Consider the following 23,571-nt stretch of genomic DNA (forward strand, 5'->3'; position numbering starts at 1 on the left):
CGGTGGTGATGGTGCCGCCGGTCTTCTTCGACTGTCGGACGCTCCAGTACTGGTTGAACGTCTTGGTGCCCTCGATCGAGGGGGCGTTGTAGCGGGTGGTCTGGTAGATGTCGTACGTGCCGCCGTCACTGGTGACGGTGCCCTTGTACGTGCCGGTGGGCCGGTAGTTCCCCCAGTTGTCGACGACGTAGTACTCGACGAGCGGGTTGCGGGTCCAGCCGTAGAGGGCGAGATAGGCGTTGCCGGACGTGTTGAAGCTGCCGGAGTAGTTCACGGTACGCCGCCCACCCGGGTTCCAGCCCTTGCCGGCGACGAAGTTGTTGGTACCACCCCAGGAGGTGCTGTAGTTGCCGCCGGAGCCCAGGTTCATCGAGACCGTGCCCTGGCTGTCGGTCCAGAACGAGTAGAAGTAGCCGTTGTTCGTGCCGGTCTGGTTCGTCGTGACGGCCGCGTACGCGGTGCCGGGCAGCACCGTCGCGGCCGCTACCAGCGCGACCGCGCAGGCACCGGTGAGCAGTAACCGGAGTCGGCCGCGGCCGCGGCCCGTCGGCGGGGCGGGAACGTCGTTCATCGGTGTGTTTCCTCTTCGGATGGGCTGGCCGGAGCGCCGGGCGGGCGCGGTCCGACAGCGTGTCGGCGGCCGGCCGACGGCACGGTGCAGCGGCGTCGACAGGCGGTGGAGGTGTGATCCGGTCGTCGCGCGGCCGACAACCGGAGGACCGCCTCGCGGCGGGGGCCCGGATCGACGATGGTCGAAATCCATCGATGGCGCCAGTCTCGGTCCGGCTCTGCCGGACTGTCAACAACTTCCGGAAGTTTCCGAATCCGGAGGCTACGTCGCGATCCGGAGCACCTCGCTCAACCGCCGGCGGCGCCGCAGCGCCGACTCCACGGGCACCACCACGGCGACCGTCACCAGCGGCACGCCCGCCACCAGCGCGAGTCCCCACCACGGCAGGGCCGGCGCCGGACCGGTGGTCTGCCCGGTGAGCACCCGCAGCCCGAGCGGGTCCAGGGTCAGCCAGGCGAGCGACGCCCCCAGCAGCGGGCCGCCCAGCGCGGCGACGGCCACCGGCGGCAGCAGCTCACCCGCGACGATCCAGCGGGTGTCCCGTGGCCGCAGGCCCAGGGTGCGCAGCCGGGTCACGGTCTGCCACCGGTCCGGCGCGGCGGCGGTCGTACCGACGACGAGCCCCAGCGACCCCAGCGCCAGCAGGGCCGCAGCGGTGACGAACGTCAGCCACAGCAGTCCCGACGTCAACGGCGCCGCCCGGCGGTCCCGCAGCACGTCCGCGCGCAGCACGGTGTCCCCGGCCACGGCGTTCGCGGTGACGGCGCGCGCCGACCCGGGACCGGTCACCCAGACCGTGTTCGGGTCGGTGGGGATTCCGGCGGCGGCCACGGTCGCGGCGTCGACGAGGACGACGTCGCCGGTGAGGCCGATCGCGGCTGCCGTACCGACCGCGACGAGCCGGACGGCGGGCGCGGCGTCGCGCAGCAGGTCCAGCGCCATGCCCGGCCGCAGGCCGCCGTCGTCCGAGCCCACCAGCACCGGTACGTCACCGGATCCGCGCGCCGGGAGCCGATCGAGCGCCGGCTCGTCCGGCAACGGCGTGCCGGACCGCAGCCGCCGGAACGCGACCGCGTCCACCACGACCAGGCGCGGCCGGACGACGGTTCCGGCGGCGCGCACGCGTACCCCGTCGGTGACCCGGCCGGCGACGGCCCGCCGGACGCCCGGTGCGGCGGCGATGCGCCGCGCGAGCTCGGGCGTGGACGCCTCGGCGGCGGGCGCGACCTCGACGCGGGCGTCGGCGCCGACGGTGCGCCAGGCGCCGTCCGACAGGCCCCGCTCGGCCGTGGCGCGGACGGTGACCGCGAACCCGGCCAGCGCGGCCGCGGTCACCAGGACCAGCAGCGGCAGCATCCGCCCGGCGGTGGCGGCGGCGCGGGCGGCACCGAAGACCGCCAACGGGCGGCGCGAGCGCAGGGCCCGCGCCAGGGCGACGTCGACCGCGGCGGGCAGCAGCCGCAGCAGGACGAGCGACGCGACGAGCACGGCCAGGGTGGGTGCGCTCGCGGGTAGCGTCGCGCCACCGTCCTGGCCGGACCCCGGACCTGCCGTATCGTCGGCGGCCGGCAGGAGGCCGCGCTGGTGCAGGGCGACGAAGGCGGCGACCGCCGCGATCAGGAGCGCCACCTCGGCGGCGGCGCGCCGCAACTGGCCGGTGCGCCGGGCCCAGGCGCGTGTGGCCCGGTTGGCCGGGACGGCCCGGGCGCGGGTGGCGTCGGCGGCGGTGCGGACGCCGAGAACCGGCCCGGCGCCGGCCACGGTGAGCAGCACCGGCAGCGTCCATCCCCAGGCGGCACCCGGAGCGACCGTACGGGCCGCGGCCAGCCCCACCGCGGCGGCGACCACCGCCACCGCCACCGACTCGATCAGCAGCTCGGCGCCGATGTCGGGCAGCGCCGCGCCGCGTTGCCGGGCGGCGGCCAGCGCCGGTACGCGGCGGCGGTTCACCGCGTCGGCGGTGAGCAGCAGGACCAGTACGGCGACGGTCAGGAAGCCGATCAGCAGGACGGACGCCTGCGTCGACGCGGTGGCCACCTGGGCCCGGACGTCACGCAGCACGGTGTCGAGGCCGGTCTGCCATTTCAGCGAGCCGTCCAGGCGGCTGGAGGAACCGGACCGGGCCTTCAGGTTGACCACGGCGGCGGCGATCGCCCCGGCGGACCCGGAGTCGAACGCGGTCGGGTCCGGGGTGAACCAGACGGTACGTTGCAGTTGGTCCTGGTCGACGGCGAGCCGGGCGTCGGGCAGGGAGCCGCGCGACAGCAGTCCGGCGAACCGGTTGCTGCCCAGACCGTCGACGCCGGCGGCCGGGCGCAGCAACCCGGGGACGGACCGCCAGCCGGGATCGGTGTCGTCCACCGCCCGGAAGACGCCGCTGACCCGGACCTCCCTGGCGTTCGAACGATCGTCCCGGAGGGGGATCCGGTCGCCGGGGCGTACCCCCAGGGCGTCGGCGTTCGCCTCGGACAGGCCGATCTGCACCGGCCAGGGCGGCCCCCGCGGGGGGACCTCTATGCGCTCGTCCAGCGGCGCGACGCTCGCCCCCGGGGCGCCGCCCGCGATCCAGGTCACGCGTGGACCGTCGTCCGCGCCGGGACCGCCGGCCAGGTAGGCCAGTTGAAGGGCGCGCTGCACACTCCCGTCGGCGACCTTCAGGACGGTGCTGGTGACGGTGGCGACCGGCGGCCGGACCACGTGACCCAGCACCGGCCCGAGCGCCTCCGCGGCCCGGTCGCGGAAGGCGGTCACGTCATCGGCCAGGAGCGGGTTGCGGGTACGCCCGCCGTGCTCCCCGTCGTCGCCCTCCAGTGCAGCCTGGACCAGCAGGTCGGCGGCGCCGCCGGACCCGCGCAGCGCGTCCCGGACGGCCTCGTCGGCGGTGGCCCGCAGCCGTGGCGGTACGGCGGCGGCGAGCATCGTGACGACCGCGACCACGACGGCGGTCAGCAGCAGCGGCCCGGCGTCGGCGCGGGCCCGACCGCGGACGCTGGGCCAGTGCGGGGCCGGCGCCCACCGCGGCCACCGGACCCGACGCGCGGTGGACCGGTTCGCGGGATCGGCCGCCGGGGTGGACCGGCCGGCGGCGGGGGAGTCCACGGTGGACCGGCTCACGACGACTCCCTCAGGTGGGCGGCGTCCGCGCGGCGGGCCCGGACGGTGACCCCGACCACCACGGCGAGCGCGCTGCCGACCAGCAGCACGGCCAGCAGGCCCGCCTCGACGGCCCACGGCCACCGGGGCAGGGCGGGCGGCACCGGTGCCGCCCCGGTGTCCGAGCGGACCAGCAGGGGCGCGACGAATCGGGTGGCGAGCGCGCCGACGACCGCACCCGCGGCGAGCAGCGGCAGCAGGACGCCGACGTGTTGACCGAGCAGGACGGCGCGGACCTCGCGGCGGGTCATCCCCAGCGCCCGTAGCCGCGCCACCTCGCGACCGCGGATCAGCAGGTCGCAGGTCACGTGCAGGGCGACACCGGCGAGCAGCAGCAGGGCCGCCGCGGCCACCAGCAGCCGCAGCGCGGCCGGCAGCCCGGCACCGAGCGGACCATCGGTGTGCCGGGCGGTCTCACCGGCGCGGGTGACGATCGTGCCCAGGTGCAGGGCGGCGACGCGTTCGACGGCGTCGGCCCGGTCGGGCCGGCCCACCCACCAGGCGTCCACCGGGCACGTCAGGTCGCCGCTGGCGGCCAGGCCGCGGCACAGGGTGTCCAGGTCCGCCAGCACGGCGGCCGCGCCGGGCGCGGACGGTACGGAGGGCACCACCTCGACGATCCGGACCGGAACGGCTGTGGTGCCCAGGGTGAGACTGAGCCCGGAGCCGCGCCCGAGCCCCAACTCGTCGGCGAACCGCGCCGAGACGGCCACCGGCACCGGTCCGGCGGCCGGGAAGGCGGTGGCGACGAGCGTACGCGCCGCCTCCTGGGCGCCGGTGAGCCGCACCCCCGCCGTCATCGTCAGCCGGGTGCCGGCCGGGGCGCGGGTCACGGTGACGGCCGGACCGGAGAGCGTCCCGGGTGCGGGCGGGGCGGAGGTGGCCGTCCACGGCGACCCGGCCGCCGGGCCGGCGGGGTCGGCCACCGGTGGCACGGTGAGCGTGACGGCGACCCGACTGGGCTCGACGCCGGGCGCGGCATCGGGGGCGACGTCGGCGAAGTCGACCTGCACCGGCAGGGCCACCGCCACCAGCCGGAGCCCGTCGGCCGTCGCGCAGGCCGGCAACGGGTACGGCCTTCCGTCCAGGGGCAGCGGTGCGCCGGCGCAGAACGTCCGCAGGCCGGTGGCGTCCTGCAACATCAGCCGAGGGGTAACGGTGAGCGGGAACGCGCCGGTCGCCGTCCCGGTCAGGGTGAGCACCGCGTCGACCGGGACGGGGACTCCGGTGACGCGGGTCGGCGGCGCGAGGGTCGCGGTCACCTCCGGCCAACCACGACCGTCGTCCAGCCGGCCGTGCAGCAGGCTCGCGGACCGGGTGGTGTCCACCGCGACCAGCCGTGGCGGGTCGTCACCGCCGCCGAGCCACTGCCCGACGGCGATGCCCCGGTCGGTGACCGGGCTCACCACGCCGCCGGTGGCCGCGCTGACGGTCACGCCCTGTCCGGCGGCGGGCGGGGCGGCGAGGGTGACCGCGAGGTCACCGCCGACGGCCAGGTCGGCCTGGTCGTGCTGCGAACGTTCCACGGTGGCGTCCAGGGCCACCCCGAACGTCCCGGCCGCGCAGGCCAGACCGATCAACAGGCCCGCGGCGACCGTCTGCGGCCGCCGGGCGGCCTCGAACGCGGCCAGCGGCAGCACCAGCCCACGGGCCCGGCGGGCCAGCCGTTCGGCGACCCGCAGCGCGGGCGGCACCAGGCGCAGTGCCACCGCGGCGCCCGCGGTGAGCAGCAGCGCGGGCGCGAGCAGCCGGACCGTGTCGGTGCGCGCGTCGGCGCCGGCGGGCTGGGCGCGCAGTTGCCACCAACCGACGGCGGCGAACGCCGCGAGCAGCAGGTCGGCACCGGACCGGGCCAGTGGTTCCCACCGGTGGCGACGGTCCGCGACCGTACCGGCCGGCCGGGCCGCGCGGACGACGAGCACCGCGGCGAGCGCCAGCGCGCCACCGGCCACCGCGAGCAGTTGGCCGCCGGTCACCGTCGGCCGGTCGGCGAGACCGGCGCCCACCAGTGGCGGCATGCGGGTCAGGCCGGCGTGCAGGACGGCCGAGGCGGGGATCGCCAGCGCGGCGGCGAGGCCGGCGAGCGCGCCGGCCTCGACCATCGCGGCGGTGGCGAACTGGCCGCGGCTGAGGCCCAGGGCGGACAGCAGGGTGGTCTCGTCGGCGCGTACCCCGGCGGTGAGCCGGCCGGCCAGGGCCAGCGCCGCCGCGGTCAGGACGCCACCGAGCAGCGCGACCGCGAGCACTGTGGCGGTGGTGATCCGCTGCTGCACCTCGGCGGCCCGCAGGGTCGACGGCAGCCGGGAGGCGACGCGGCCGATCTGCACCCGGTCGCCGACGGCACGGGTCAGCCGGGGATCCGCGGTGCGCACCGCCGCGGCGACGGTGTCGAGCTCCCGGAAGGTGACGGCAGACAGGTCGGGACGGGCGGTGATCTCCAACCGGTCGACGGTGGAGCCACCGGCGAGCAGGTCGGCGACATCGACGACGAACGGACCGTAGGCGTGGACCGGTTCCGCGGAGCGGCCGTCACCGAAGGCGAGGTCGTAGCCCGCGGCGCCGAGCGGGTCCCGGTCCCAGCCGGCGTTCGGCAGTGGACGCACGACCCCGACGACGACCACGTCGACCGCGGCGGCGGGGGCCACCGGGCCACCGGACAGCTCCGGTCCCAGGTGCACGCGGCTGCCGGGGGCGAGCCCGAGCTGCCGCGCGGTCGGTTCGAGCACCACGGCCTCGTGCGGCGCGGCCGGAGTCCCGGTGCCGGTCGCGGCGCGTGGCCACCGCCCGGCGGCCAGCACCGCCCGGTCCGGCAGATCCTCCACCCCGGACAGGTACGCCTCGGCCGGTACGCCGTCCGGCCGGCCCGGCAGCGACCGCATCGCGGACGAACCGCGCGCCGCCGTCGTCGCCGTGAACGGGGCGAGGGTCGAGGTCAGCACGCCCCGGGTGTCCGCGACGACGGACCGCGCGTCCGGACCACGGACGGTGACCGTGTACGCGGTGACCTCGACGTCCCCGGGATCGGCCCGGGACACGGCGACCCGAACGGCCCGGTCGGCGGTGCGGTCCACCAGCAGCGCGCAGGTGCCCAGCAGGGTGGCGCCGATCGTGACGACCACCAGCAGTGCCGCCAGCATCGGCCACTGCACCCGGGCCCGACGAACCAGCAGCCTCAGCACGGTCCGCCCCGGACAGCCACGGGCCTCACCCGTCCACCCGGCCGTCACTGATCCGGATCACCCGGTCCGCGAGGGCCATCATCACCGGATCGTGCGTGGACACCAGCGCCGTGACGCCCTCGGACTCCACCACTCCACGCAGCAACGCCATCACCGACAGGCCCGTCTCGGCGTCCAGCTGGCCGGTCGGCTCGTCGGCGATCAGCAACCGCGGCGAGGCGGCCAGGGCACGGGCGATCGCCACCCGCTGCTGCTGCCCGCCGGACAGCTCCGCCGGCCGCTGCCGGGCGTGGTCGGCCAGGCCCACCAGTTCCAGCAGCAACTCGACGCGGCGCTCGCGTTCGGCCGACGGCAGCCGGGCCAGCCGCAACGGGGCGCCGACGTTCTCCGCGGCCGACAGCACCGGGATCAGGCCGAACGTCTGGAAAACGTAGGCGACCCGGCCGCGCCGCAACCGGGACAGGCCGTCCTCGTCCAGCGCCGTGACGTCGGTGCCGTCGACGTGGAGGCTGCCGGCGTCCGGGCGGTCCAAACCACCGACGACGTTGAGCAGGGTGGTCTTCCCGGAACCGGACCGGCCGACGAGGGCGACCATGGTGCCGGCGGCGACGTCGAACGACACGCCCCGCAGGGCGTGCACGGTGGCGGTCCCGCTGCCGAACCGCCGGTGCACGTCGCGCACCCGCAGCAGCGGAGCGCCGGCCGGGCCCGTCGGTTCCTTGTCGTCACCGTCGGACACGGCGACCATCCACGGTCGACGCGCGGGTCACGGCGTTCCGCCGGTGTCCGGGCGGATGGTGACGTGGTCGGCTTCCAGGGCCAACCGGACCCGTCTGGTCAGCGCCAGCGCCTCGCGGTACTCGCGCGGCACCTGGACCCGCCCGGCCCGGTCCATCACGGCGTACTCCTCGGCGATCACGTGGGTCCCCCCGTCGTCGTCGGTGGCGGTCCGGCGCAACACCTCACTGCTGGTCCGCCCGTCGCGGATCGCCACGGTCCGCTGGACCTGCCCGCTGACCTCGGGATCGTGGGTCACCACGACGACGGTGACGCCGAGTCGCTGGTTGACGGTCCGCAACGCCTCGAAGACCTCCGCCGAGGTGGCGGTGTCCAGTTCCCCCGTCGGCTCGTCGGCCAGCAGGACGCGCGGCGTGTTGGCCAGCGCCGCCGCGATGGCCACCCGCATCTGCTGCCCACCGGACAGCTGGGTCGGACGCCGGTCGGCGCAGTCGGCCACCCCGAGGGCGGCCAGCAGCTCACCGGTACGGGCCCGCCGGGTCCGGGCCGGCACCCGGGCCGCGGTCATCGGCAGGTCGACCATCTGTCCCGCGGTCAGGTACGGCAGCAGATTGGCGGTCGTCTGCTGCCGGACGAACCCGACGGTGTGCCGCCGGTAGCGCACCCGGTCGGCGCGGGACATCGTCAGCAGGTCCCACCGGTCGACGCGGGCCCGACCCGCCGTCGGGGCGTCGATCCCGGCCAGGATGGACAGCAACGTCGACTTGCCCGAGCCGGACGCGCCGACCACGGCGATCATCTCGCCGCCGTCGACCACCAGGTCCAACCCCTGCAGCGCCTGCACCTCGACCGAGCCGGACTGGTAGATCCGGACCAGGCTCTCGCAGACGATCAGCGCGTCCCGGCCGAACTCCGGTGCCCGCGCGGGGGGCTGCGGCAGGGACAGCGGGATGGTGGACATGGCTCTCCTCCACCCGGCGGGCGCCGACCGGGCAAGAAACCTTATCGTTCTCCCACGCGCCGCCGTCAAGACCGACCGAGCGCCGAACCGGTTGATTCATAAGATGATTCGGTCGGGCGTCCCCGTTCGGGGAGGGTGGTTGTCCCCATTTCTGGACGTACGCATCTGATGGATCGCGGGTGGTCGTGGCGACGATCCGGGACCGCGGTCATCCCGGGCCGGACCGTCAGGCGTCGGGCGAGGGCTCGGCCCGGTACTCGAACCAGTCGAAGGCGGCGCTGCCCTCGGTGACGTACATGCCGATGACCCGGCCGGTGAACCCGGCGGCGACCTCGGTGGACAGGTAACGACCGTCGAGTTCGGCGAGCACGACCGACGCGCCGTCGGCGGCCACCTCGAAGCTCACCACGTCGCAGCCGGCGGGCCGTACGCCGAACGGCGCCCCCGGCGCCGACGCCTGCGCGGCGGACGTCACGGTGGGCGGGAGCAGGTCGTGCGTCCGGGTGGCGACGGTCAGGACGACCGGCCCGGCGGCCACCCGGTGCTCGGCGAAGACCTGGCGGAACGGCCCCACCCGGCCGACGACGCGGACGGTGTCGCCGGACACCTCGATGTCGTAGTGGTGTGCCTCGTCGATGCGGACGGTCAGGCCGGCGCGGCCGGTCCCGGCGTCGACCAGCACGCCGGCCCGGCAGTCGTGGTGCTGCTGGCGGCGGCCGACGAGGGTGGCGCCGGCCCGGTCGAGGCTCGACCCGGCGGCGTGCAGGGTGAGCCAGCCGGGCCGGTCGGTCAGCGACCAGGCGGTGTCCGGCCGGCCACGCGGGGAGATCCACTCCGGTGCGAGGCGCGGCTCGTCGAAGTCGTCCCGCCGGACCCACGGCGCGGTGGGCACCTCGACCGGACCGCTGCCGGCGGGCACGGCGGTGAGTTCCTCGACCGGGTCGACGACCGGCCAGCCGTCCACCCAGCGCACCGGAACGAGAAACGTCTCCCGGCCGAGCACGTGGTACGGCGGCCACTGGCCCTTGGCCCGGATGCCGAGCAGGATCATCCACCAGCCGCCGTCCACGGCCTGCACCAGATCGGCGTGCCCGGTGGCCTGCACGGGCCGGTCCGTGGACCGGTGGGTGAGGAACGGGTTGCCCGGGCCGGGCTCGAACGGGCCGCGCGGGCTGCGGGCCCGGGCGATCGAGACGGCGTGACCGGTGTGCGTGCCGCCCTCGGAGACCAGCAGATACCACCAGTCCCCGACCCGGTAGAGGTGCGGCGCCTCGGGGTACTGCCCGCCGGTGCCGGACCACATCGGCAGCGGGCCTTCCAGGACGGTGCCCGTCGCCGGGTCGATCCGGTAGGCGTCCACCCCGGACGTGGTCAACCAGCAGTCCCCGTTGTCGTCCCAGGCCAGCGAGGGGTCCACGTGCGGCAGGTCGAGGTGAACGGGATCCGACCACGGTCCGGCCGGGTCGGTGGCGGTGACGATCAGGTGCCGGCCGATCGAGACGTTGGTGGTGACCACCCAGAACCGGCCGTCGTGGTGCCGGATGGTGGGGGCGAAGATGCCGCACGAGGCGTCGGTGTCCGCCGGCAGCTCCAGCTGGCCGGGCCGGTCGAGCACGTTGCCGATCTGCCGCCAGGCGACCAGGTCGCGGCTGTGGAAGATCGGTACGCCGGGGACGTACTCGAAGCTCGAACAGACGAGGTAGTAGTCCTCGCCGACCCGGCACACGCTGGGATCGGGGTGGAACCCGGGCAGCACGGGATTGCGGTAGCCGCCGGTCACGTCCGCCACGCGTCCCCCGAAGTCGATCTCCGCTTGCGATCCGCCGACATCATATCGATTGTCGTCGCTTAGTGGGAGTGTCGGGCGACCACCCCGGAAGGCAGATCGAGCGCAGCCTGGGACGGCCGTACGTCACAGGCACCGTTTAGCCTGTCGGGATGCGGAACGAGGTGTCCCGGTGGAATCCCGATGGCTGACGCGGACGACGTGCGGCGGCTGGCGCTGGCGCTGCCGCACGTGGTGGAGATCGACAGTGACGGCTTCGACTTCCGGGTGGCCGACAAGGGATTCGTCTGGTCCTACCCGGAGCGCCGACCCGGCAAGCCACGCGTGATCCGCACCGACATCGCGGTGCTGTACGTCGGCGACGAGGCCGAGAAGCAGGCGCTGGTGCTCGGCGAGCCAGACCTGTTCTTCACCACGCCCGGCTACGACGGGCTGCCGCTGGTGATGCTGCGGCTGCCGAGGGTGGACGTCGCCCGGCTGACCGAACTGGTCACCGACGCCTGGCGGATGCGGGCACCGGACGCCCTCGTCGACGAACCATCTGCCGGCTGAGCGCCCGGGGCTGGTCAACCCTGAGCCCGCCGCCGTCGCGTGGTCCACAGGTCGATGGCGGCGACCGGCAGCATGACCGCGCACCCCACCAGTGCGGCTTGCCAGACCGGCAGATTGACGATCACCCCGAGGACGATCAACGCGAGCAGGGCGATCAGGTACAGGATCCTGACGCGGGCTTCCATGGCCCGGAAAGTAGCAATGGGCCGCCAGCGGGGTCGGTCAATGGGACGCCGGTTGGGCCGCGACGGCGGCCGCGGCGATCGCCGCGTGTCCGCGGGCGTTGGGGTGGTCGCCGTCCTCGGCGAGCAGGTCGGTCGGGTCCCCGCTGCCGTCGTCGCCCTTGAGGGCCGGCAGGGTGGGCACGTACCGGGCCGACCGGGCGGCGGCCGCGTCGCGGAGGGCCTCGTTGACGTACCCGGTGATCACGTCGGCCTCGGCCGTGCGGGGACCGTAGGCGTCGCGGGCCACGTCGCCGTCCCGGACGACGTTCCAGTAGCCGAGCACCAGGATCGGGACGTCCTCGCCGTCGAGCAGCCGGAGCCGGTCGAGGGTCGCGCCGACGTTGGCCTCCACCTGGTCGGCGGCGGCCTGGTAGTCGGCGTCACGGGCGTGGTCGAACAGCTCGGCGAGGTCGTTCGCGCCCACCATTAGGATGATCACGGTGGCCGACTCGATGGTCTGCGCGGTGGCCGGGTCCTCGACCTGGGAGCGGATGTCGGCGGAGGTGAGGCCGGACCGCGCGAGGTTCGTCGACCGCGCGCCGGTCGAGAGTTGGCGGGCGTACAGGGCGGGAAACGGTACGCAGTCGCATGCCGTACCGGCGGGCACCGAGTCGCCGAACGTGACGACGACGTCGTCGGCCGGTACCCCGGTGGCGGGTGCCTCCGGCGACGGTGACCGCGACGGCGTGGGGGTGGCGGGCGCCGGGGCGGGGGCGGCGGGTGGCGCCGCGGTCGCCGGTCGGGGCGCCTGGTGACCCCACGAGGTGCAGCCCACCAGGGCGGCCAGACCGAACACCGACCGTCGTGCCACCGCCGTCATCAGGGTCACCCGGATCACCTCCGACCAGCGCGACGGTACGACCGGTCGCTGTGAAGAGCATGTGAAGTTTGTCCGTACCCCCGCCCGCCGTCGGCGAAACCGCGTCGCCGACTGACTGAATTGTCCGTGCTGCCGGGTAGGTAGGACCAGGGTCGAGCTGCCACAATCACCGAGTGGATAGTGACGATCACAGCGTGCGGCGAGCCGTCGAGGGCGCCGACTTCCTGGAATGGAACTTCACCGTCATGGCCGCCGGGTCGCCGTCGCCCTGGCGGATCGAGGAGGGCATGACGCAACTGCTCGCCCACGAGAGCGCGGAGGGCTTCGCGCTCTCCCTCGACGTCGGACTGCGGGAGGACGCGAATCTCATCCACGAACTCGGCCGCCGGCGTACCCCGACCGCGGTCGCGGCGTTACGCGGCTACGCGGCCATGAGCACCGTCGACACCCAACGCGACCTCGCCCGGCTGCACGCCGACCGGCTCGTCGGCGAAGGGCTGCCGGAGCCGGACTGGGCGTCCCGCATCGGCCGGGTACGAGTGGACGGCTGCCACTGGGCGCACGACGCGTTCGGCGAGACCGCTCTCGTGCGGTGCGCGTTCTCCTACGACGGGGCCGACGCGCACGGCGTCCTGGCCCTGATCGACCGCACCATCGGCGACGGGTTGTTCCGGGAGCTGACGCTCAGTCTCGACCCGGACCCCTGGGAGGACATCCTCCGGCACGCCGAGAAGAGCGACGAGGGGCTGATCGGGGAGCCGCTCGACCCGGCGTACGCCCGGCGCCTGTTCGAGGACGCCGTCGCCACCTCGGACGAGGTGCTGGGGAACCCGGAGTACAAGGTGATGCGGCTGCCCAGGGCGTACCGGAAGATGCGGGCCCTGACCCTGGCCCGCGCCCGCGCGCTGAGCGACGTCGCCGCGCCGGCGGAGCCGTTCCCCGACAGCGTGGAGCTGGAGCTGCTGAAGCGGGCGTTCCTGACCTCCGGCGCCGCGGCCGCCCTGCCCGCGACCTACGCGACCCGGCGGGCGCTCGACCTGCTCTTCGAGCAGTTCGTCGGACACGCCGGCTGTCATCCGCTGCAGCTCGGCCCGCGCCGCGTCCAGGTCACCCTCGGCCTGTCGGGCCTCGCGCCCGACCAGGTCGACGATCCGGTGGTGAGCCGGCTGCTGCCGGACGTCGCCCACGCCTGGATCTCCTGGTCCGCGACCGAGCGGGGCCTGTCCGACGACGCCGCCGAGCTGCTCGACCGCGCCGCGGCGCGCGCCTGCGCCGCCCTCCGTCCCCCCGGGCCCGGGGAACAGGACGCACCCCGGACCTGACCGATCGGCGCCGACACCGCGAACGCGCCCGCACATCTTCCGCGTTCACCCCGAGGCGCGGGAGCGGACCCCGTCATCCCGGGGCCAGTCCGACGGCGGCGGCGAGGCCCGCGACGTCCGCGCGGGGCGGGCCACTTCGGAGTACGGCGGTCAGCGCGGCCCGGGCTGCCGGGCGGAGTCGGGTCTCGGCCGGGGCGAGCCGGTCGGCGGTGACCAGGGCGTGTCCGGCGGCCCGGTGGTCGCCGACATTGAGGTGGGCGCGACTGACGTCGATCAGGTGGGCCGCCCGGTGTTCGGCGGGCAGCCGGGGCCAGGCGTCGCCGCCGGTGACGTCGAGGTGGGTGGCGACGGCCCGTTCGTTCTCGCCGAGTTCGAGCGAGACCAGCGCTCGACCGAGATCGACCACGGTGGCCCCGAACCCGATCTCACCGCTGCCACCGTCGGGCTGATCGCCGTACCCCTGGGCCAGCCGGGCGGCGCGGGCGGTGAGCTCGTGGGCGGAGCCGGCGTCGCCGCACGCCGCGGCGGCGAGCGCGGCCTGGACCAGCAGGGTGCCGGCCAGGGGCGCGTCGCCCGGCGCGGGCTCGCGCGACGGCGGCGGGCAGAGCCGGTGTACGGCGGTGACGGCCGCGGTCATCGCGAGCCGTCCCCGGTCGAGGCCGCGCAGTGCCTGGGCGAGCGGGACCACCGCCCGGCCGGTACGGCGGGGATCGTGCCCGGCGGCGGCGATCGCGCGGTCGGCGGCGAGCCAGGCCAGTTCCGGTTCGCCGAGCTTGACCAGCACCTGGGCGGCGAGCCGGTACACCCGCGCCAGCAGGTCGACGGCCGGCCCGGGGCGGGTCGACGGCGCGGCGTGCCGGGCCGCACCGAGCAGGTCGGGCAGCATCGTGACCACCTGGAGGTGCTGGGCGTGGGCGTACGCCGCCCACGCGTAACCCACCTGGCCGACCAGTTCCTCCGGCGCCGGCCGCCCACCGCCGACCGTCGGGGTGTCGTAGCAGGCCAGCGCCGCGCGGACGCGTTCCACCGAGGCCGCGACCGCGAGGGCCGGTCCGCGCCGGTCGTCGTGGTCGAGCAGCACGGTCGGGGTGACCCCGAGGGCGTCGGCGACCAGCTCGATGACCGAGAGCCGGTCGAGTTGCCGCACGCCGCGTTCGACCTTGTCGACCCAGCTCGTCGACCGGCCGACCCGGTCGGCGAAGACCTGTTGACTCATCCCGAGCCGGGTCCGCAGCCGGGCCACCCGCCGGCCGATCGGCAGGACGGCGCCACCGGTGTCCGGGGTGGTCATCGGCGGACCGCCCGGTGCAGCGCGTCGGTGGACCCGCCGCAGCGCGGACACCATCGCGACTTGACCCGGAACGCGAAGAGTCCTACCAGGAATCCGGGCAGCAGACCGCCCAGCACGATCAACGAGATTCCGATTGGCACGAGTGGTCTCACCTCCTTGGTGGTGGTCGGGATCGGGGTAGTGCATCGGTTAGGCTCACGATGCAACGCATACGGTGACTACTTTCTCTACACAGCGCTACACATCGATGGTGGGCGCGCTATGCACCGTCGTATAGAGTCCGGCCACGAAGGGACGCCTATGTCAGGAAGTGACCGCCTTTGCGGGAATTGTGGAGTGCGTCTGAGCCGCTACAATGCCGGAGCGCAGTGCGCTGGATGTGCCTCGAATCAGCGCGTATTGCCCGCGCTGACCGTGCAGATCTCGCCTCAGATCTGGTTCACCGCCGAGATGCGCCGGGCGCTGAGCCAATGGAACTGGCGGACCGTGTTGTCCACAGTGGTGAACGAGACGGGCGCATCCCAGACACAGTTGGCCGAGCTGACCGGCATGTCGCAGGCGCACATTTCCCGACTGATGAGTGGCACGAGCAAGTGCTTCGACATCCGCACCATCGGCCAGATCGTTGACGGCCTCGGCGCTCCCCGGGTGCTCGCCGGCCTTGCTCCCATTTCGTACCGGTCCGGGGATAGCCTGGGCACCGAGCGGGACGAGGAGGTCGAGACGATGAAGCGACGGGCCCTGGTTGGTGCCTCGCTGGCCGCACCGTTCGCGGCGGTGTTCGGCGGGGTTCAGGCCTATGTCACCGCCGATGGAGCGCGTCAGATCCGCCTCATGGTGCCCGAGCTGTACACGTTGGACGACCAGGTCGGCGGTGAGGCCGTGTGCCAGGCCGCCCAATGGTGTCTTCGTAAAGTGGACGCGCTGCTCAATCAGGTCGAATACAGCGAGTCGACCGGGCGGGAGCTCCAATCCGCGTACGGCGAGACGGCCGAGATGGCGGGCTGGCTCCACTTCGACGCCGGTCGCTACGAGAAGGCTCGGTACTACTACGGGGAAGCGCTGCGAGCCGCCCAGCTGGCCAATGACCTCAACCTGGAAGTCCTTACCCTCGCGAGCATGAACACGCTGTCGCGCTACCAGGGCCGACCGCGCGAAGCCATCCAGCTCGTCCAACTCGCACAACGCCGTGCCGCAGGCTGGGCGCCACCTCGCCTGGAAGCCTTGCTCTCCGCCCGCGAGGCGGTCTGCTGGGCGCAACTGGGCGATGCCGCTGCCTCACGTAACGCGATGCACCGTGCATTTCACGTGTTCCGGCCCGACATCGGTGCGGAAGACCCACACTGGCTCGCGTTCTTCGATTCCGCGGAGCTTTCCGCCCGTCGCGCCACCGCCAGTGACTACCTCGGCCGACCCGACCGGGCCGCCGCCGCGATGCAGTCGGCAGTGGACGGTCTGGGCGCGAAGTTCCAGCGCAACCGGGCCTATTACAGCGTCCGGCTCGGCTTGTCGCTACTGGCAGAAGGTGACCAGGATCGTGCCTGCCAGGTCGTGGTGCCTGTGCTGCCGCTGTTCAAGCAGGTGCGTTCGGGCCGGGCGCAGGCCCGTCTACGCGAGTTCTGCCATCAGATTCGGGACTCCACCTCACCGGCGGCCCGTGACGTTGTTGGACAAGCTCGCGCGCTCCAGGTCACCGGGCCGGCCCGATGAATGCCCAACTGTGTGTGCGTCGGCTCGGTCCCGCCGACCTGCGACGTTACCGTCCGCGTTTCCTGGACCTCTACCGAGAGGTCTACTCCGAACCGCCGTACTCCGAGACCGAGGAACACGTCGCTGCCTACGCAGAACGGTTCGTCGAGGAGTCCGCTCGGTCCGGTTTCGCCGTCGTCGTCGCGGAGAGTGGTACCGAGCTGGCGGGTTACGCCTACGGGCACTCGTTCGCCGCTGACGATTGGTGGCAGGACGCTGACCAGGAACCCGCAGAGACCAAAGGGTGCACCAAGTTCGCAGTGATGGAACTTGCCGTACGTAGGCCATGCCGCGGCAGAGGAGTCGGCACCCGCCTGATGGGTGCCTTGATCGACGGGCGGCCGGAACAGTTGGCAACGCTGTGCTCGAATCCCGCCGCTCCTGCTCGCCAGATCTATCACCGCTGGGGATGGCAACCCGTCGCTGTCGCCCATCCACCCAACATTCCACCGATGGAAATTCTCGTTCTGTGGCTACCAGAAGCGCCGACGAACGTCGAATCGGATCCACGCGCGGCAGATGCGGCCCATGCCGGAAGCTAATCTGCGCGCAGCGCCGCCAGGCAGTGCCGAGCGTCCGGGTACAGGTTCTCCTCGGCGAAATGCTCCGCCTGGCCGGCTGCGGCTCTGCGCTCGCGTTCCTCGGCCAGGTCGAATCCCGGCCGGAAGGCCTGGAACGCCTCCCGGTAGTCCAGGCCACGAGCGATGACCGCTCCGAAGACGGCGGAGAAGGTGTGCCGCGGTACGCCCAGCCAGTCCGCCCAGGTGCCGTACTCCCGGGACTCGTCCACGATCGTCTCACCCACGTCGAAGAACACACTCGCGATCACTCGGCAATCCTGCCCGCCCAGCACGCGGTGATCAACCGGAGACCGGTCGGCATACGGACAACGTGCACGGATGGTTCGGGCGCCGCTGCAAGATGAGGGCATGCTCTGGTCTGGCTTGGTGAAGCGCGGGCATGATCGGGAAATCATCGGGGCCTGGCCGACCAGGTCCGCTCTCCCTCGAACGTTGTGGGCTGATCTGCTCTCCCGTGCCCGGAAGCGGATCTGGCTGGCCGGCTATACGTCGTATTTCCTGTGGACCGAGGTGCCGGGGATACGCGAGGTGTTGCGGGCCAAGACGTCTGGCGGGGTTGACGTTCGGTTCCTCCTGGGCGACACGGACTCACGAACCACGACGACCCGCGAGCAGGTGGAGGCGTCGGTGCTGTCCGTGTCGACAAGGATCGGCCTGACGATGTCGGAGCTAAAGTGGATCGACCCCCGGCCGGCGGTTCGCGTTACCGACCGGCACATCGCTATGTCGGTCTGGCTGTTTGACGACGACCTCCTGGTCGCGACCCACCTGGCCGACCGACTGGGACACGCCAGCCCGACGCTCCATCTTCGGCGCCGCGACCCGAATGGAATCTTCGACCAGTTCGCCGCGCACATCGAGTACCTGTGGGACGCCGCGGAGCGGACACAGTGATTGAGCGAGCCAGGACTTCGAACGGTCCTTCCAAGGGACGGTGGGCGCGGCAGGATTGAAGATCGATGTCAGTAAATGTATGCTGGCGTTTCCGTTTACCCGTCTCGTGGAGGTAACCCCGATGCGTGTCCGCGCTGACCGTCGCCGCCTGGTCCGGTTGTTCTCGGCGTTCGCAACGGCCGTCGCCGTCGGTTCGGTCTGGGCCGCTCCCGCTTCGGCCGCGCCGGCCGGCGGGTCGGCCGCTCCGCTCAGGATCTCCTGGGGTCAGGCCGGAGTGCAGGCTCTGGTGCTGCCCCCACCGCACGAGCCGGACCGGGGGAGCTGCCTGGCGACGCGCAACGGCACGAAGATCCGGCTGGACTGCGTCATCAAGAAGGAAGACACCACGCTGTGGGTCGCCTGTTCGGGCGGGTTCGTCGAGATCCGCCACCTCAACCCGCCCGGCGTCACGGCGGAAGGCACCTGCCCGACCTACGGCGGCTACGCGCTGACCTACACCGGGCCGTGACGTCGCGCGGCGACAGCCTGCCGGTGTGGCCGCCTGCTCATCAGGGCGTTCTCAGACCGCGCGGACCTCGGCGAGGCGCCTGACCGCGTACTCGTCGCCCCAGCAGACGGCGGCCTCCCACGCGGCCGACGCCTGGGTGGCGATGTCGTACGCGTCGTCGGCGAGGCCGGCGGCGTTGTCCGGCAGCACCAGGTCGAGGTCGGGCACGTCGACGTGCGTCTCGTCCCAGTCGATCAGCCCGACCCGACCCGCGGTCATCCGGATGTTGCCGGCGTTGGGGTTGCCGTGCACGACGCAGGTCTGACGTCCGGCGAGCCGTGCCCACGCCGCCCGGCAGCGGGCAACACCCTCGGTGGGCATGGCGCCGAGGTCGATCCTCGTTCCGGTCCCGGCGTGCAGGAGGCCGGTCGACGATCGCCAGCCCGGGCGCTGTGGCCAGCCACGGGTCAACCGATGCAGCTCGCGGAGCGCGTCGGCCACGCGACGCCAGTCGGCCCGCGTTTCGGGCGGCCCGCCCGCCAGGTAGGTCATCACCACCAGACCGTCGGCGAACAGCCGGCCGTCCCTGGTGGGGATCGGCACCGGGACGGTCAGACCCGCCCGGTCGAGGTGTCGCAGGAGCGCGATCTCCCACGCCAGATCCGCGTCGCTCCTGGCGCCGAGACGACCGACCGCGAGGCGCCCGTCGACGCGTACGCTCCACACGTCGTTGGCGACGCCGCCGGCGAGCGGTTCGAGGCGAACGGCGTCGTCACCCCATCGCCCGAGCGCATCCCAACCCACGGGCCACACCCTACAAGTTCTCCGGGCTGCACCGTTCAGACGTGATCGGCCGGACCGGCGCGATCACCCCGCGGGTCTGGTCCGGTAGTGCCCCGGGGTCGTTCCGACGATGCCGGTGAAGGCCGCCGCCCTGCTGCTCGGCGACCGCGCCGGGCCGACAGGTTCCTAGTTCAGCTGCTCGGCCAACCCGACGATGATGCCGCTCGGCCCGCGCAGGTAGCAGAGCAGGAAGCTGTCCTCGAACCGGGCCACCTCGCCGACGAGTTCGGCGCCGAACTGGCGGAGCCGGGCGATGGTGTCCTCGATGTCGTCGACGGCGAACATGACCCGGTGCAGGCCCACGGCGTTCGCCGGAAAGACCGCCGGCTCGGGGGTGATCAGCGCCGGTCGGTGGTACGTGGCCAGTTCGAGCCGGCCCGGTGCGTCCGGGATCCGCATCATCGCGATCTCGCTGCGCATGTCCCGGAGCCCGACGACGCTGCTCGCCCAACTTCCCTCGATCGGCGTCCGGCCCTCCAACTCCATGCCGAGTTCGGTGAAGAAGGCGACGGCGACGTCGAGGTCGTCGACGACGATCCCGACGTTGTCCATGCGCTGGATTGTCATGTCCCGAGGATAGGTGCCGGGCCGCCGTTAATCGGGTCGCGACCTGATCGTTTCGGCGTTAGCTTGACGCGATGACCTCGGGTGACGATCTTCGCGGACGTGCTGGCGAACCGGTGATCCGACCGGAGCGGGCAGAGGATCACGAGGCGGTGCGGGAGGTCCACACGCGGGCGTTCGGGGACGGCGAGCGGGTGCCGACACTGGTCGACACGCTACGCGCCGCCGTGGCACCGGTGGCGCCGGTGTCGCTGGTCGCCACGGTCGACGACCGGGTGGTCGGTCACGTGCTGCTCAGTGCCTGCCGGTTGGACGCCCCGCCCCGGCTCGTGGACGTGCTGTCGCTGTCCCCGCTGGGGGTACTGCCGGAGTTCCAGCGCCGGGGGATCGGTACCCGACTCGTGGCCCGGGCCCTCACCGAGGCCGACGGTCGGGGCATACCGCTGGTGTTCCTGGAGGGGGCGCCGGACTACTACGGCAGGCGTGGCTTCGCCGAGGCGACGGAGTTGGGATTCCGTCCGCCGACGCTGCGCTACCCGCCCGGCGCGTTCCAGGTCGCCACCCTGTCCGGGTACGAGACGTGGATGACGGGGACCTTCGTGTACTCGGACACCTTCTGGGCGCTGGACTGTGTGGGGCTGCGGGGCGAGCTTCTGCACCGGTTGCGGGCGAACGCCGCGCCCCGGCAGCGGGCCGACACCGCCGGAGGCTGACCGCCCGGCGGCGGGTTCAGCCGCGTACGAGTCGACCGGCGTGCGGTCGGGCGTGCGGGCGCCGGGCGACCAGGAACGCCCGCACCGATTCGGTAGCCGCATTTCGTCGTACCTGGGCGGCCGCCGCGGGAGACTCCCTTTCCCGCGGCGGCCGACCACCTGATCCGGCCGGGGCCGGACAGGTACGCGAGACGGGGTGCGCGCCTCCGCCGGGGATCGGCGGGTTGGAGACGCGCGCCCCGACGGCTCAGGTCGTCGTGCAGGTGATGTTGGTCGGCGGGTTGTTCGTGCCGCCCACCGAGGCGATGAAGCCGAACGTGGTGGAGCCGCCGGCCGGCAGCGCACCGTTGTAGGAGGCGTTCTTCACCGTCACGTTCGCCCCGCTCTGGGTGTACGTGCCGCTCCACATCTGGGTGATCGTCTGTCCGTTCGGGAAAGTCCAGGACACGGTCCAGCCCTGGATCGGCGTCGACCCGGCGGTCACCGTCACCTCGCCCTGGAAGCCGCCCGACCAGGACCCCGTCACCGCGTACGTCGCCCGGGCCCCGGACGGCGGCGGGGTGGTGGTCGGCGGTGTGGTGGTCGGGGGTGCGACGGTCGGGCTGTCCGTCGGCGAGACCGAGACGGTCGGCGACACCGTGGGGCTCAGCGTGGGCGACGGCGTCACCCCGGGCCGTGCCGCCCGGTACGTGTGGCCGGCCTGGACGGTCAGCCGCACCACGTCGGTCTCCGGCCGCGTGGTGGCGGGCGTGCTGCCGTCCGTGGTGTCGGTAAGCGCGAAGCTGCCGGTGAACAACCGGCCGCGCATCGTGAGCGTGCCGGCCCGGTCGGCCCGGATGACGAACTCGTCGGCCTGGCTGTTCGTCCACGCCATGCCCACCGTGTAGCCGCCCCGGCCGCGCAGGCCCACCACCCGACCGGTCGGCCAGGCGGGTGGGAGCGCCGGAAGCAGGTGCAGCTCGCCGTTGTGGCTCTGCAGCAGCATCTCGGTGATGCCGGAGGTGGCACCGAAGTTGCCGTCGATCTGGAAGGGCGGGTGCAGGTCGAACATGTTCGGCGCCAGCCGGTCGGTCCGTACCAGGTCCTTGAAGAGCTTGTGGGCGCGCGGGGCGTCCTCCAACCGGGCCCAGTAGTTGATTTTCCAGGCGAGCGACCAGCCCGTGCCGTCGTCGCCGCGCAGTTCCAGGGTCTTGCGGGCGGCCTCGTACAGCTGCGGCGTGCCGCGTTTGGTGATCTGGTTGCTGGGGTGCAGACCGTAGAGGTGGGAGACGTGCCGGTGGGTGCGTTCGGTTTCCACCCAGTCGGCCAGCCACTCCTGGATATTGCCGCGGGAGCCGACCTTCATCGGGGGCAGCCGGCCGGCGGTGCTGCGTACCCGGGTCCGGAAGTCGCTGTCCACGCCGAGCACCTCGCTGGCCCGCGCGACGCCCTCGAACAGGTCCCGCAGGATCTGGTTGTCCATCGTCGGGCCGGCGCAGACGCTGGCGTCGGAGTGGTGGGGCAGCTCCGGCGAGTTCGACGGGTTGGTGACCAGGTAGCCCAGCGACGGGTGGGTGACCAGGGTGTCGAGGAAGAACTGGGCGGCGCCCTTCATCGCCGGGTAGTTGGCGCGCAGGAACTCGACGTCCCCGGTGAACTGGTAGTGATCCCAGATGAGGGTGGACAGCCACGCCCCGCCGGTCTGCCACATGCCCCACAGCGCGCCGTCCACCACCGACGAGCCGCGCCAGCCGTCGGTGTTGTGGTGGGTGACCCAGCCGCCCGCGCCGTACTGAGCCTGGGCGGTGCGCGCCCCGGTCACCGTCAGGTCCTTGATCAGGTCGAAGACGGGCAGGTAGCACTCGGACAGGTTCGTCGTGTCCGTGGGCCAGTAGTTCATCGGCAGGTTGGCGTTGATCGTGTACTTCGAATCCCAGGACGGGGAGAGCGAGTCGTTCCAGATGCCCTGCAGGTTGGCCGGCTGGGTGCCCGGCCGGGACGAGGAGATCAACAGGTACCGGCCGAATTGGAACAGCAGCGCCGCGAACTGCGGGTCGTTCACACTGGCGTGTTGCGAGATCCGCACGTCGGTGGGCTGGTCGGCGGCCGAGGTGCGGCCCAGGTCGATCGAGACGCGGTTGAACAGCGCCTGGTAGTCGGTCACGTGCCGGCTGCGCAACTCGTCGTACGCGACGGTCCGGGCGGCGGCGAGCCGGGTGCGCGCGATGCCCTGGTAGTCCCCGTTGACCGTCCGGTAGTTGACGTAGCTGGAGCCGATCGAGATCAGCACCGTCACGCTGGTCGCGCCGGACACCCGCAGCGTGCCGCCGGAACTGCTGACCGTGCCCCCGGTGGCGACGGCGCCGGCCAGGGCGAGGAAGCGCACCGAGCCGTTGACGCCCTCCATGTTGCCGGAGATGCCGTCCAGGCCGATCGTGGTGGCGTCCGGGCTGGACGCCGTGGTCCGCTGCGGGCTGTCGAAGGTGGCGCTGAAGGTGATCGAGTTGGCCCGGTCGGCGGTGAGGCGCAGGACGATCACCTGATCGGGCGCGCTCGCGAACGCCTCCCGCTGGTAGCGCACCCCGTTCAACACGTACGTCGTGGTGGTGGTCGCGGTGGTGAGGTCGAGCGTGCGGTTGTACTGCGACGAGCCGCTGGCGCTGCCGAAGGCGAGTTTCAGGTTGCCGACCGTCTGGTAGGCCAACTGTCCGCCGGGGGTGCCCATCATCGCCTGGTTGATCAGATTCTGCGCCTGGCTCCACTGGTCGGCGAAGACCAGGCGGCGGATCTCGGCCAGCGCGGCCGCGCCCCGGGTGTTGGCGGAGTCGTAGGGTCCGCCGGCCCAGATGGTGTCCTCGTTGAGCTGGAGTCGTTCGGTGTCGACGTTGCCGAAGACCATCGCGCCGAGGCGCCCGTTGCCGATCGGCAGTGCGCGCAGCCAGTCGGTCCCGGCCGACTGGTTGTACCAGAGCGCCATGTCGTTGGCGGCCAGCACCTGCGGCGGTGCCACCGAGTCGGCGTGCGCCAGGGCGGTCCAGCCGGCCGGCAGCATCACGGCTCCCGCCCCGGCCGCCCCGGCGGCGAGAAGCCTGCGTCGCGTCACTTCGGACATCGTGATCTCTCCAAGCAGCGAGTTGGGTAGCCACCCGTGAGGGCCCGCCGGG

General features: G+C 73.0%; 20 protein-coding genes and 1 pseudogene. 7 read left to right on the forward strand and 14 right to left on the reverse strand.

What is annotated here, in order from left to right:
* The 6 genes from ACFOX0_RS31385 to ACFOX0_RS31410 form a co-directional block, all read right to left on the reverse strand.
* The coding region (locus tag ACFOX0_RS31385) for a glycoside hydrolase family 11 protein (protein ID WP_377552795.1) at positions 1 to 571 on the reverse strand (571 nt) is incomplete at its 3' end.
* Between the two features lie 261 nt (positions 572 to 832).
* On the reverse strand, positions 833 to 3,685 hold the full coding sequence (locus ACFOX0_RS31390; RefSeq protein WP_377552797.1) for an FtsX-like permease family protein: 2,853 nt from the start codon (positions 3,683 to 3,685) through the stop codon (positions 833 to 835).
* Positions 3,682 to 6,903, reverse strand: a complete 3,222-nt coding sequence (locus tag ACFOX0_RS31395) for an FtsX-like permease family protein (protein WP_377552799.1) — start codon at positions 6,901 to 6,903, stop codon at positions 3,682 to 3,684. The genes ACFOX0_RS31390 and ACFOX0_RS31395 overlap by 4 nt, the downstream gene beginning before the upstream one ends.
* Before the next feature lie 25 nt (positions 6,904 to 6,928).
* A complete protein-coding gene (locus ACFOX0_RS31400) occupies positions 6,929 to 7,642 on the reverse strand; it encodes an ABC transporter ATP-binding protein (RefSeq protein WP_377552801.1) in 714 nt (237 codons plus the stop codon).
* A gap of 27 nt (positions 7,643 to 7,669) precedes the next feature.
* On the reverse strand, positions 7,670 to 8,602 hold the full coding sequence (locus ACFOX0_RS31405; RefSeq protein ID WP_377552803.1) for an ABC transporter ATP-binding protein: 933 nt from the start codon (positions 8,600 to 8,602) through the stop codon (positions 7,670 to 7,672).
* Between the two features lie 226 nt (positions 8,603 to 8,828).
* The gene (locus ACFOX0_RS31410; protein WP_377552805.1) at positions 8,829 to 10,391 is read right to left on the reverse strand and encodes a glycoside hydrolase family 43 protein; all 1,563 of its coding nucleotides are present in this window, start codon (positions 10,389 to 10,391) and stop codon (positions 8,829 to 8,831) included.
* 180 nt (positions 10,392 to 10,571) lie between these two features.
* On the opposite strand from ACFOX0_RS31410, the gene ACFOX0_RS31415 reads away from it, so the two are divergent.
* Entirely contained in the window at positions 10,572 to 10,940 is a 369-nt protein-coding gene (locus ACFOX0_RS31415) for an MmcQ/YjbR family DNA-binding protein (RefSeq protein WP_377552807.1), read from the forward strand.
* A 14-nt stretch (positions 10,941 to 10,954) separates the two neighbouring features.
* On the opposite strand, the gene ACFOX0_RS31420 is transcribed toward ACFOX0_RS31415, so the two are convergent.
* Both ACFOX0_RS31420 and ACFOX0_RS31425 read right to left on the reverse strand, forming a co-directional pair.
* A complete protein-coding gene (locus ACFOX0_RS31420) occupies positions 10,955 to 11,125 on the reverse strand; it encodes a hypothetical protein (protein WP_377552809.1) in 171 nt (56 codons plus the stop codon).
* A gap of 37 nt (positions 11,126 to 11,162) precedes the next feature.
* A complete protein-coding gene (locus tag ACFOX0_RS31425; protein WP_377552858.1) occupies positions 11,163 to 11,984 on the reverse strand; it encodes an SGNH/GDSL hydrolase family protein in 822 nt (273 codons plus the stop codon).
* 173 nt (positions 11,985 to 12,157) lie between these two features.
* On the opposite strand from ACFOX0_RS31425, the gene ACFOX0_RS31430 reads away from it, so the two are divergent.
* A complete protein-coding gene (locus tag ACFOX0_RS31430) occupies positions 12,158 to 13,306 on the forward strand; it encodes a hypothetical protein (protein WP_377552811.1) in 1,149 nt (382 codons plus the stop codon).
* Between the two features lie 73 nt (positions 13,307 to 13,379).
* On the opposite strand, the gene ACFOX0_RS31435 is transcribed toward ACFOX0_RS31430, so the two are convergent.
* Positions 13,380 to 14,597 carry a helix-turn-helix domain-containing protein gene (locus tag ACFOX0_RS31435; RefSeq protein WP_377552813.1) on the reverse strand — a complete coding sequence of 406 codons (1,218 nt, stop codon included), beginning with the start codon at positions 14,595 to 14,597 and terminating at the stop codon, positions 13,380 to 13,382.
* On the reverse strand, positions 14,594 to 14,737 hold the full coding sequence (locus ACFOX0_RS31440) for a hypothetical protein (RefSeq protein ID WP_377552815.1): 144 nt from the start codon (positions 14,735 to 14,737) through the stop codon (positions 14,594 to 14,596). The genes ACFOX0_RS31435 and ACFOX0_RS31440 overlap by 4 nt, the downstream gene beginning before the upstream one ends.
* A gap of 259 nt (positions 14,738 to 14,996) precedes the next feature.
* Here ACFOX0_RS31440 and ACFOX0_RS31445 point away from each other — a divergent pair, with 259 nt between their 5' ends.
* Together ACFOX0_RS31445 and ACFOX0_RS31450 are read left to right on the forward strand one after the other, a co-directional pair.
* A complete protein-coding gene (locus tag ACFOX0_RS31445; protein ID WP_377552816.1) occupies positions 14,997 to 16,307 on the forward strand; it encodes a helix-turn-helix domain-containing protein in 1,311 nt (436 codons plus the stop codon).
* Entirely contained in the window at positions 16,304 to 16,888 is a 585-nt protein-coding gene (locus tag ACFOX0_RS31450; protein WP_377552818.1) for a GNAT family N-acetyltransferase, read from the forward strand. Before ACFOX0_RS31445 ends, ACFOX0_RS31450 begins: the two co-directional genes overlap by 4 nt.
* A gap of 5 nt (positions 16,889 to 16,893) precedes the next feature.
* Here ACFOX0_RS31450 and ACFOX0_RS31455 read toward each other — a convergent pair.
* Positions 16,894 to 17,175 (reverse strand): annotated as a pseudogene (locus ACFOX0_RS31455) (haloacid dehalogenase); the annotation flags it as partial.
* A 70-nt stretch (positions 17,176 to 17,245) separates the two neighbouring features.
* Here ACFOX0_RS31455 and ACFOX0_RS31460 point away from each other — a divergent pair.
* Together ACFOX0_RS31460 and ACFOX0_RS31465 are read left to right on the forward strand one after the other, a co-directional pair.
* Entirely contained in the window at positions 17,246 to 17,821 is a 576-nt protein-coding gene (locus ACFOX0_RS31460; RefSeq protein ID WP_377552820.1) for an XRE family transcriptional regulator, read from the forward strand.
* A 121-nt stretch (positions 17,822 to 17,942) separates the two neighbouring features.
* The gene (locus tag ACFOX0_RS31465) at positions 17,943 to 18,329 is read left to right on the forward strand and encodes a hypothetical protein (protein ID WP_377552822.1); all 387 of its coding nucleotides are present in this window, start codon (positions 17,943 to 17,945) and stop codon (positions 18,327 to 18,329) included.
* A gap of 51 nt (positions 18,330 to 18,380) precedes the next feature.
* Here the strand turns inward: ACFOX0_RS31465 and ACFOX0_RS31470 are convergent, their stop codons facing one another.
* Both ACFOX0_RS31470 and ACFOX0_RS31475 read right to left on the reverse strand, forming a co-directional pair.
* Positions 18,381 to 19,112: a phosphotransferase enzyme family protein gene (locus tag ACFOX0_RS31470; RefSeq protein ID WP_377552824.1), complete on the reverse strand. Its 732-nt coding sequence runs from the start codon at positions 19,110 to 19,112 to the stop codon at positions 18,381 to 18,383.
* A gap of 165 nt (positions 19,113 to 19,277) precedes the next feature.
* Positions 19,278 to 19,718 carry a VOC family protein gene (locus tag ACFOX0_RS31475; protein ID WP_377552826.1) on the reverse strand — a complete coding sequence of 147 codons (441 nt, stop codon included), beginning with the start codon at positions 19,716 to 19,718 and terminating at the stop codon, positions 19,278 to 19,280.
* A 71-nt stretch (positions 19,719 to 19,789) separates the two neighbouring features.
* Here ACFOX0_RS31475 and ACFOX0_RS31480 point away from each other — a divergent pair, with 71 nt between their 5' ends.
* Entirely contained in the window at positions 19,790 to 20,428 is a 639-nt protein-coding gene (locus ACFOX0_RS31480) for a GNAT family N-acetyltransferase (protein ID WP_377552828.1), read from the forward strand.
* A 247-nt stretch (positions 20,429 to 20,675) separates the two neighbouring features.
* On the opposite strand, the gene ACFOX0_RS31485 is transcribed toward ACFOX0_RS31480, so the two are convergent.
* Positions 20,676 to 23,519, reverse strand: a complete 2,844-nt coding sequence (locus ACFOX0_RS31485; RefSeq protein ID WP_377552830.1) for a glycosyl hydrolase family 95 catalytic domain-containing protein — start codon at positions 23,517 to 23,519, stop codon at positions 20,676 to 20,678.
* Between the last annotated feature and the right edge of the window lie 52 nt (positions 23,520 to 23,571).

The sequence above is a fragment of the Micromonospora zhanjiangensis genome, from assembly GCF_042650605.1.
GTDB lineage: Bacteria > Actinomycetota > Actinomycetes > Mycobacteriales > Micromonosporaceae > Micromonospora_J > Micromonospora_J zhanjiangensis.

Excerpts from the sequence above, each read along its gene's own strand:
- ACFOX0_RS31480 (WP_377552828.1), top strand. The coding sequence starts at position 19,790 with ATGACCTCGGGTGACGATCTTCGCGGACGTGCTGGCGAACCGGTGATC.
- ACFOX0_RS31405 (WP_377552803.1), bottom strand. The coding sequence starts at position 8,602 with ATGTCCACCATCCCGCTGTCCCTGCCGCAGCCCCCCGCGCGGGCACCG.
- ACFOX0_RS31415 (WP_377552807.1), top strand. The coding sequence starts at position 10,572 with ATGGCTGACGCGGACGACGTGCGGCGGCTGGCGCTGGCGCTGCCGCAC.
- ACFOX0_RS31475 (WP_377552826.1), bottom strand. The coding sequence starts at position 19,718 with ATGACAATCCAGCGCATGGACAACGTCGGGATCGTCGTCGACGACCTC.
- ACFOX0_RS31450 (WP_377552818.1), top strand. The coding sequence starts at position 16,304 with ATGAATGCCCAACTGTGTGTGCGTCGGCTCGGTCCCGCCGACCTGCGA.
- ACFOX0_RS31425 (WP_377552858.1), bottom strand. The coding sequence starts at position 11,984 with ATGACGGCGGTGGCACGACGGTCGGTGTTCGGTCTGGCCGCCCTGGTG.
- ACFOX0_RS31460 (WP_377552820.1), top strand. The coding sequence starts at position 17,246 with ATGGTTCGGGCGCCGCTGCAAGATGAGGGCATGCTCTGGTCTGGCTTG.
- ACFOX0_RS31465 (WP_377552822.1), top strand. The coding sequence starts at position 17,943 with ATGCGTGTCCGCGCTGACCGTCGCCGCCTGGTCCGGTTGTTCTCGGCG.
- ACFOX0_RS31420 (WP_377552809.1), bottom strand. The coding sequence starts at position 11,125 with ATGGAAGCCCGCGTCAGGATCCTGTACCTGATCGCCCTGCTCGCGTTG.
- ACFOX0_RS31485 (WP_377552830.1), bottom strand. The coding sequence starts at position 23,519 with ATGTCCGAAGTGACGCGACGCAGGCTTCTCGCCGCCGGGGCGGCCGGG.
- ACFOX0_RS31435 (WP_377552813.1), bottom strand. The coding sequence starts at position 14,597 with ATGACCACCCCGGACACCGGTGGCGCCGTCCTGCCGATCGGCCGGCGG.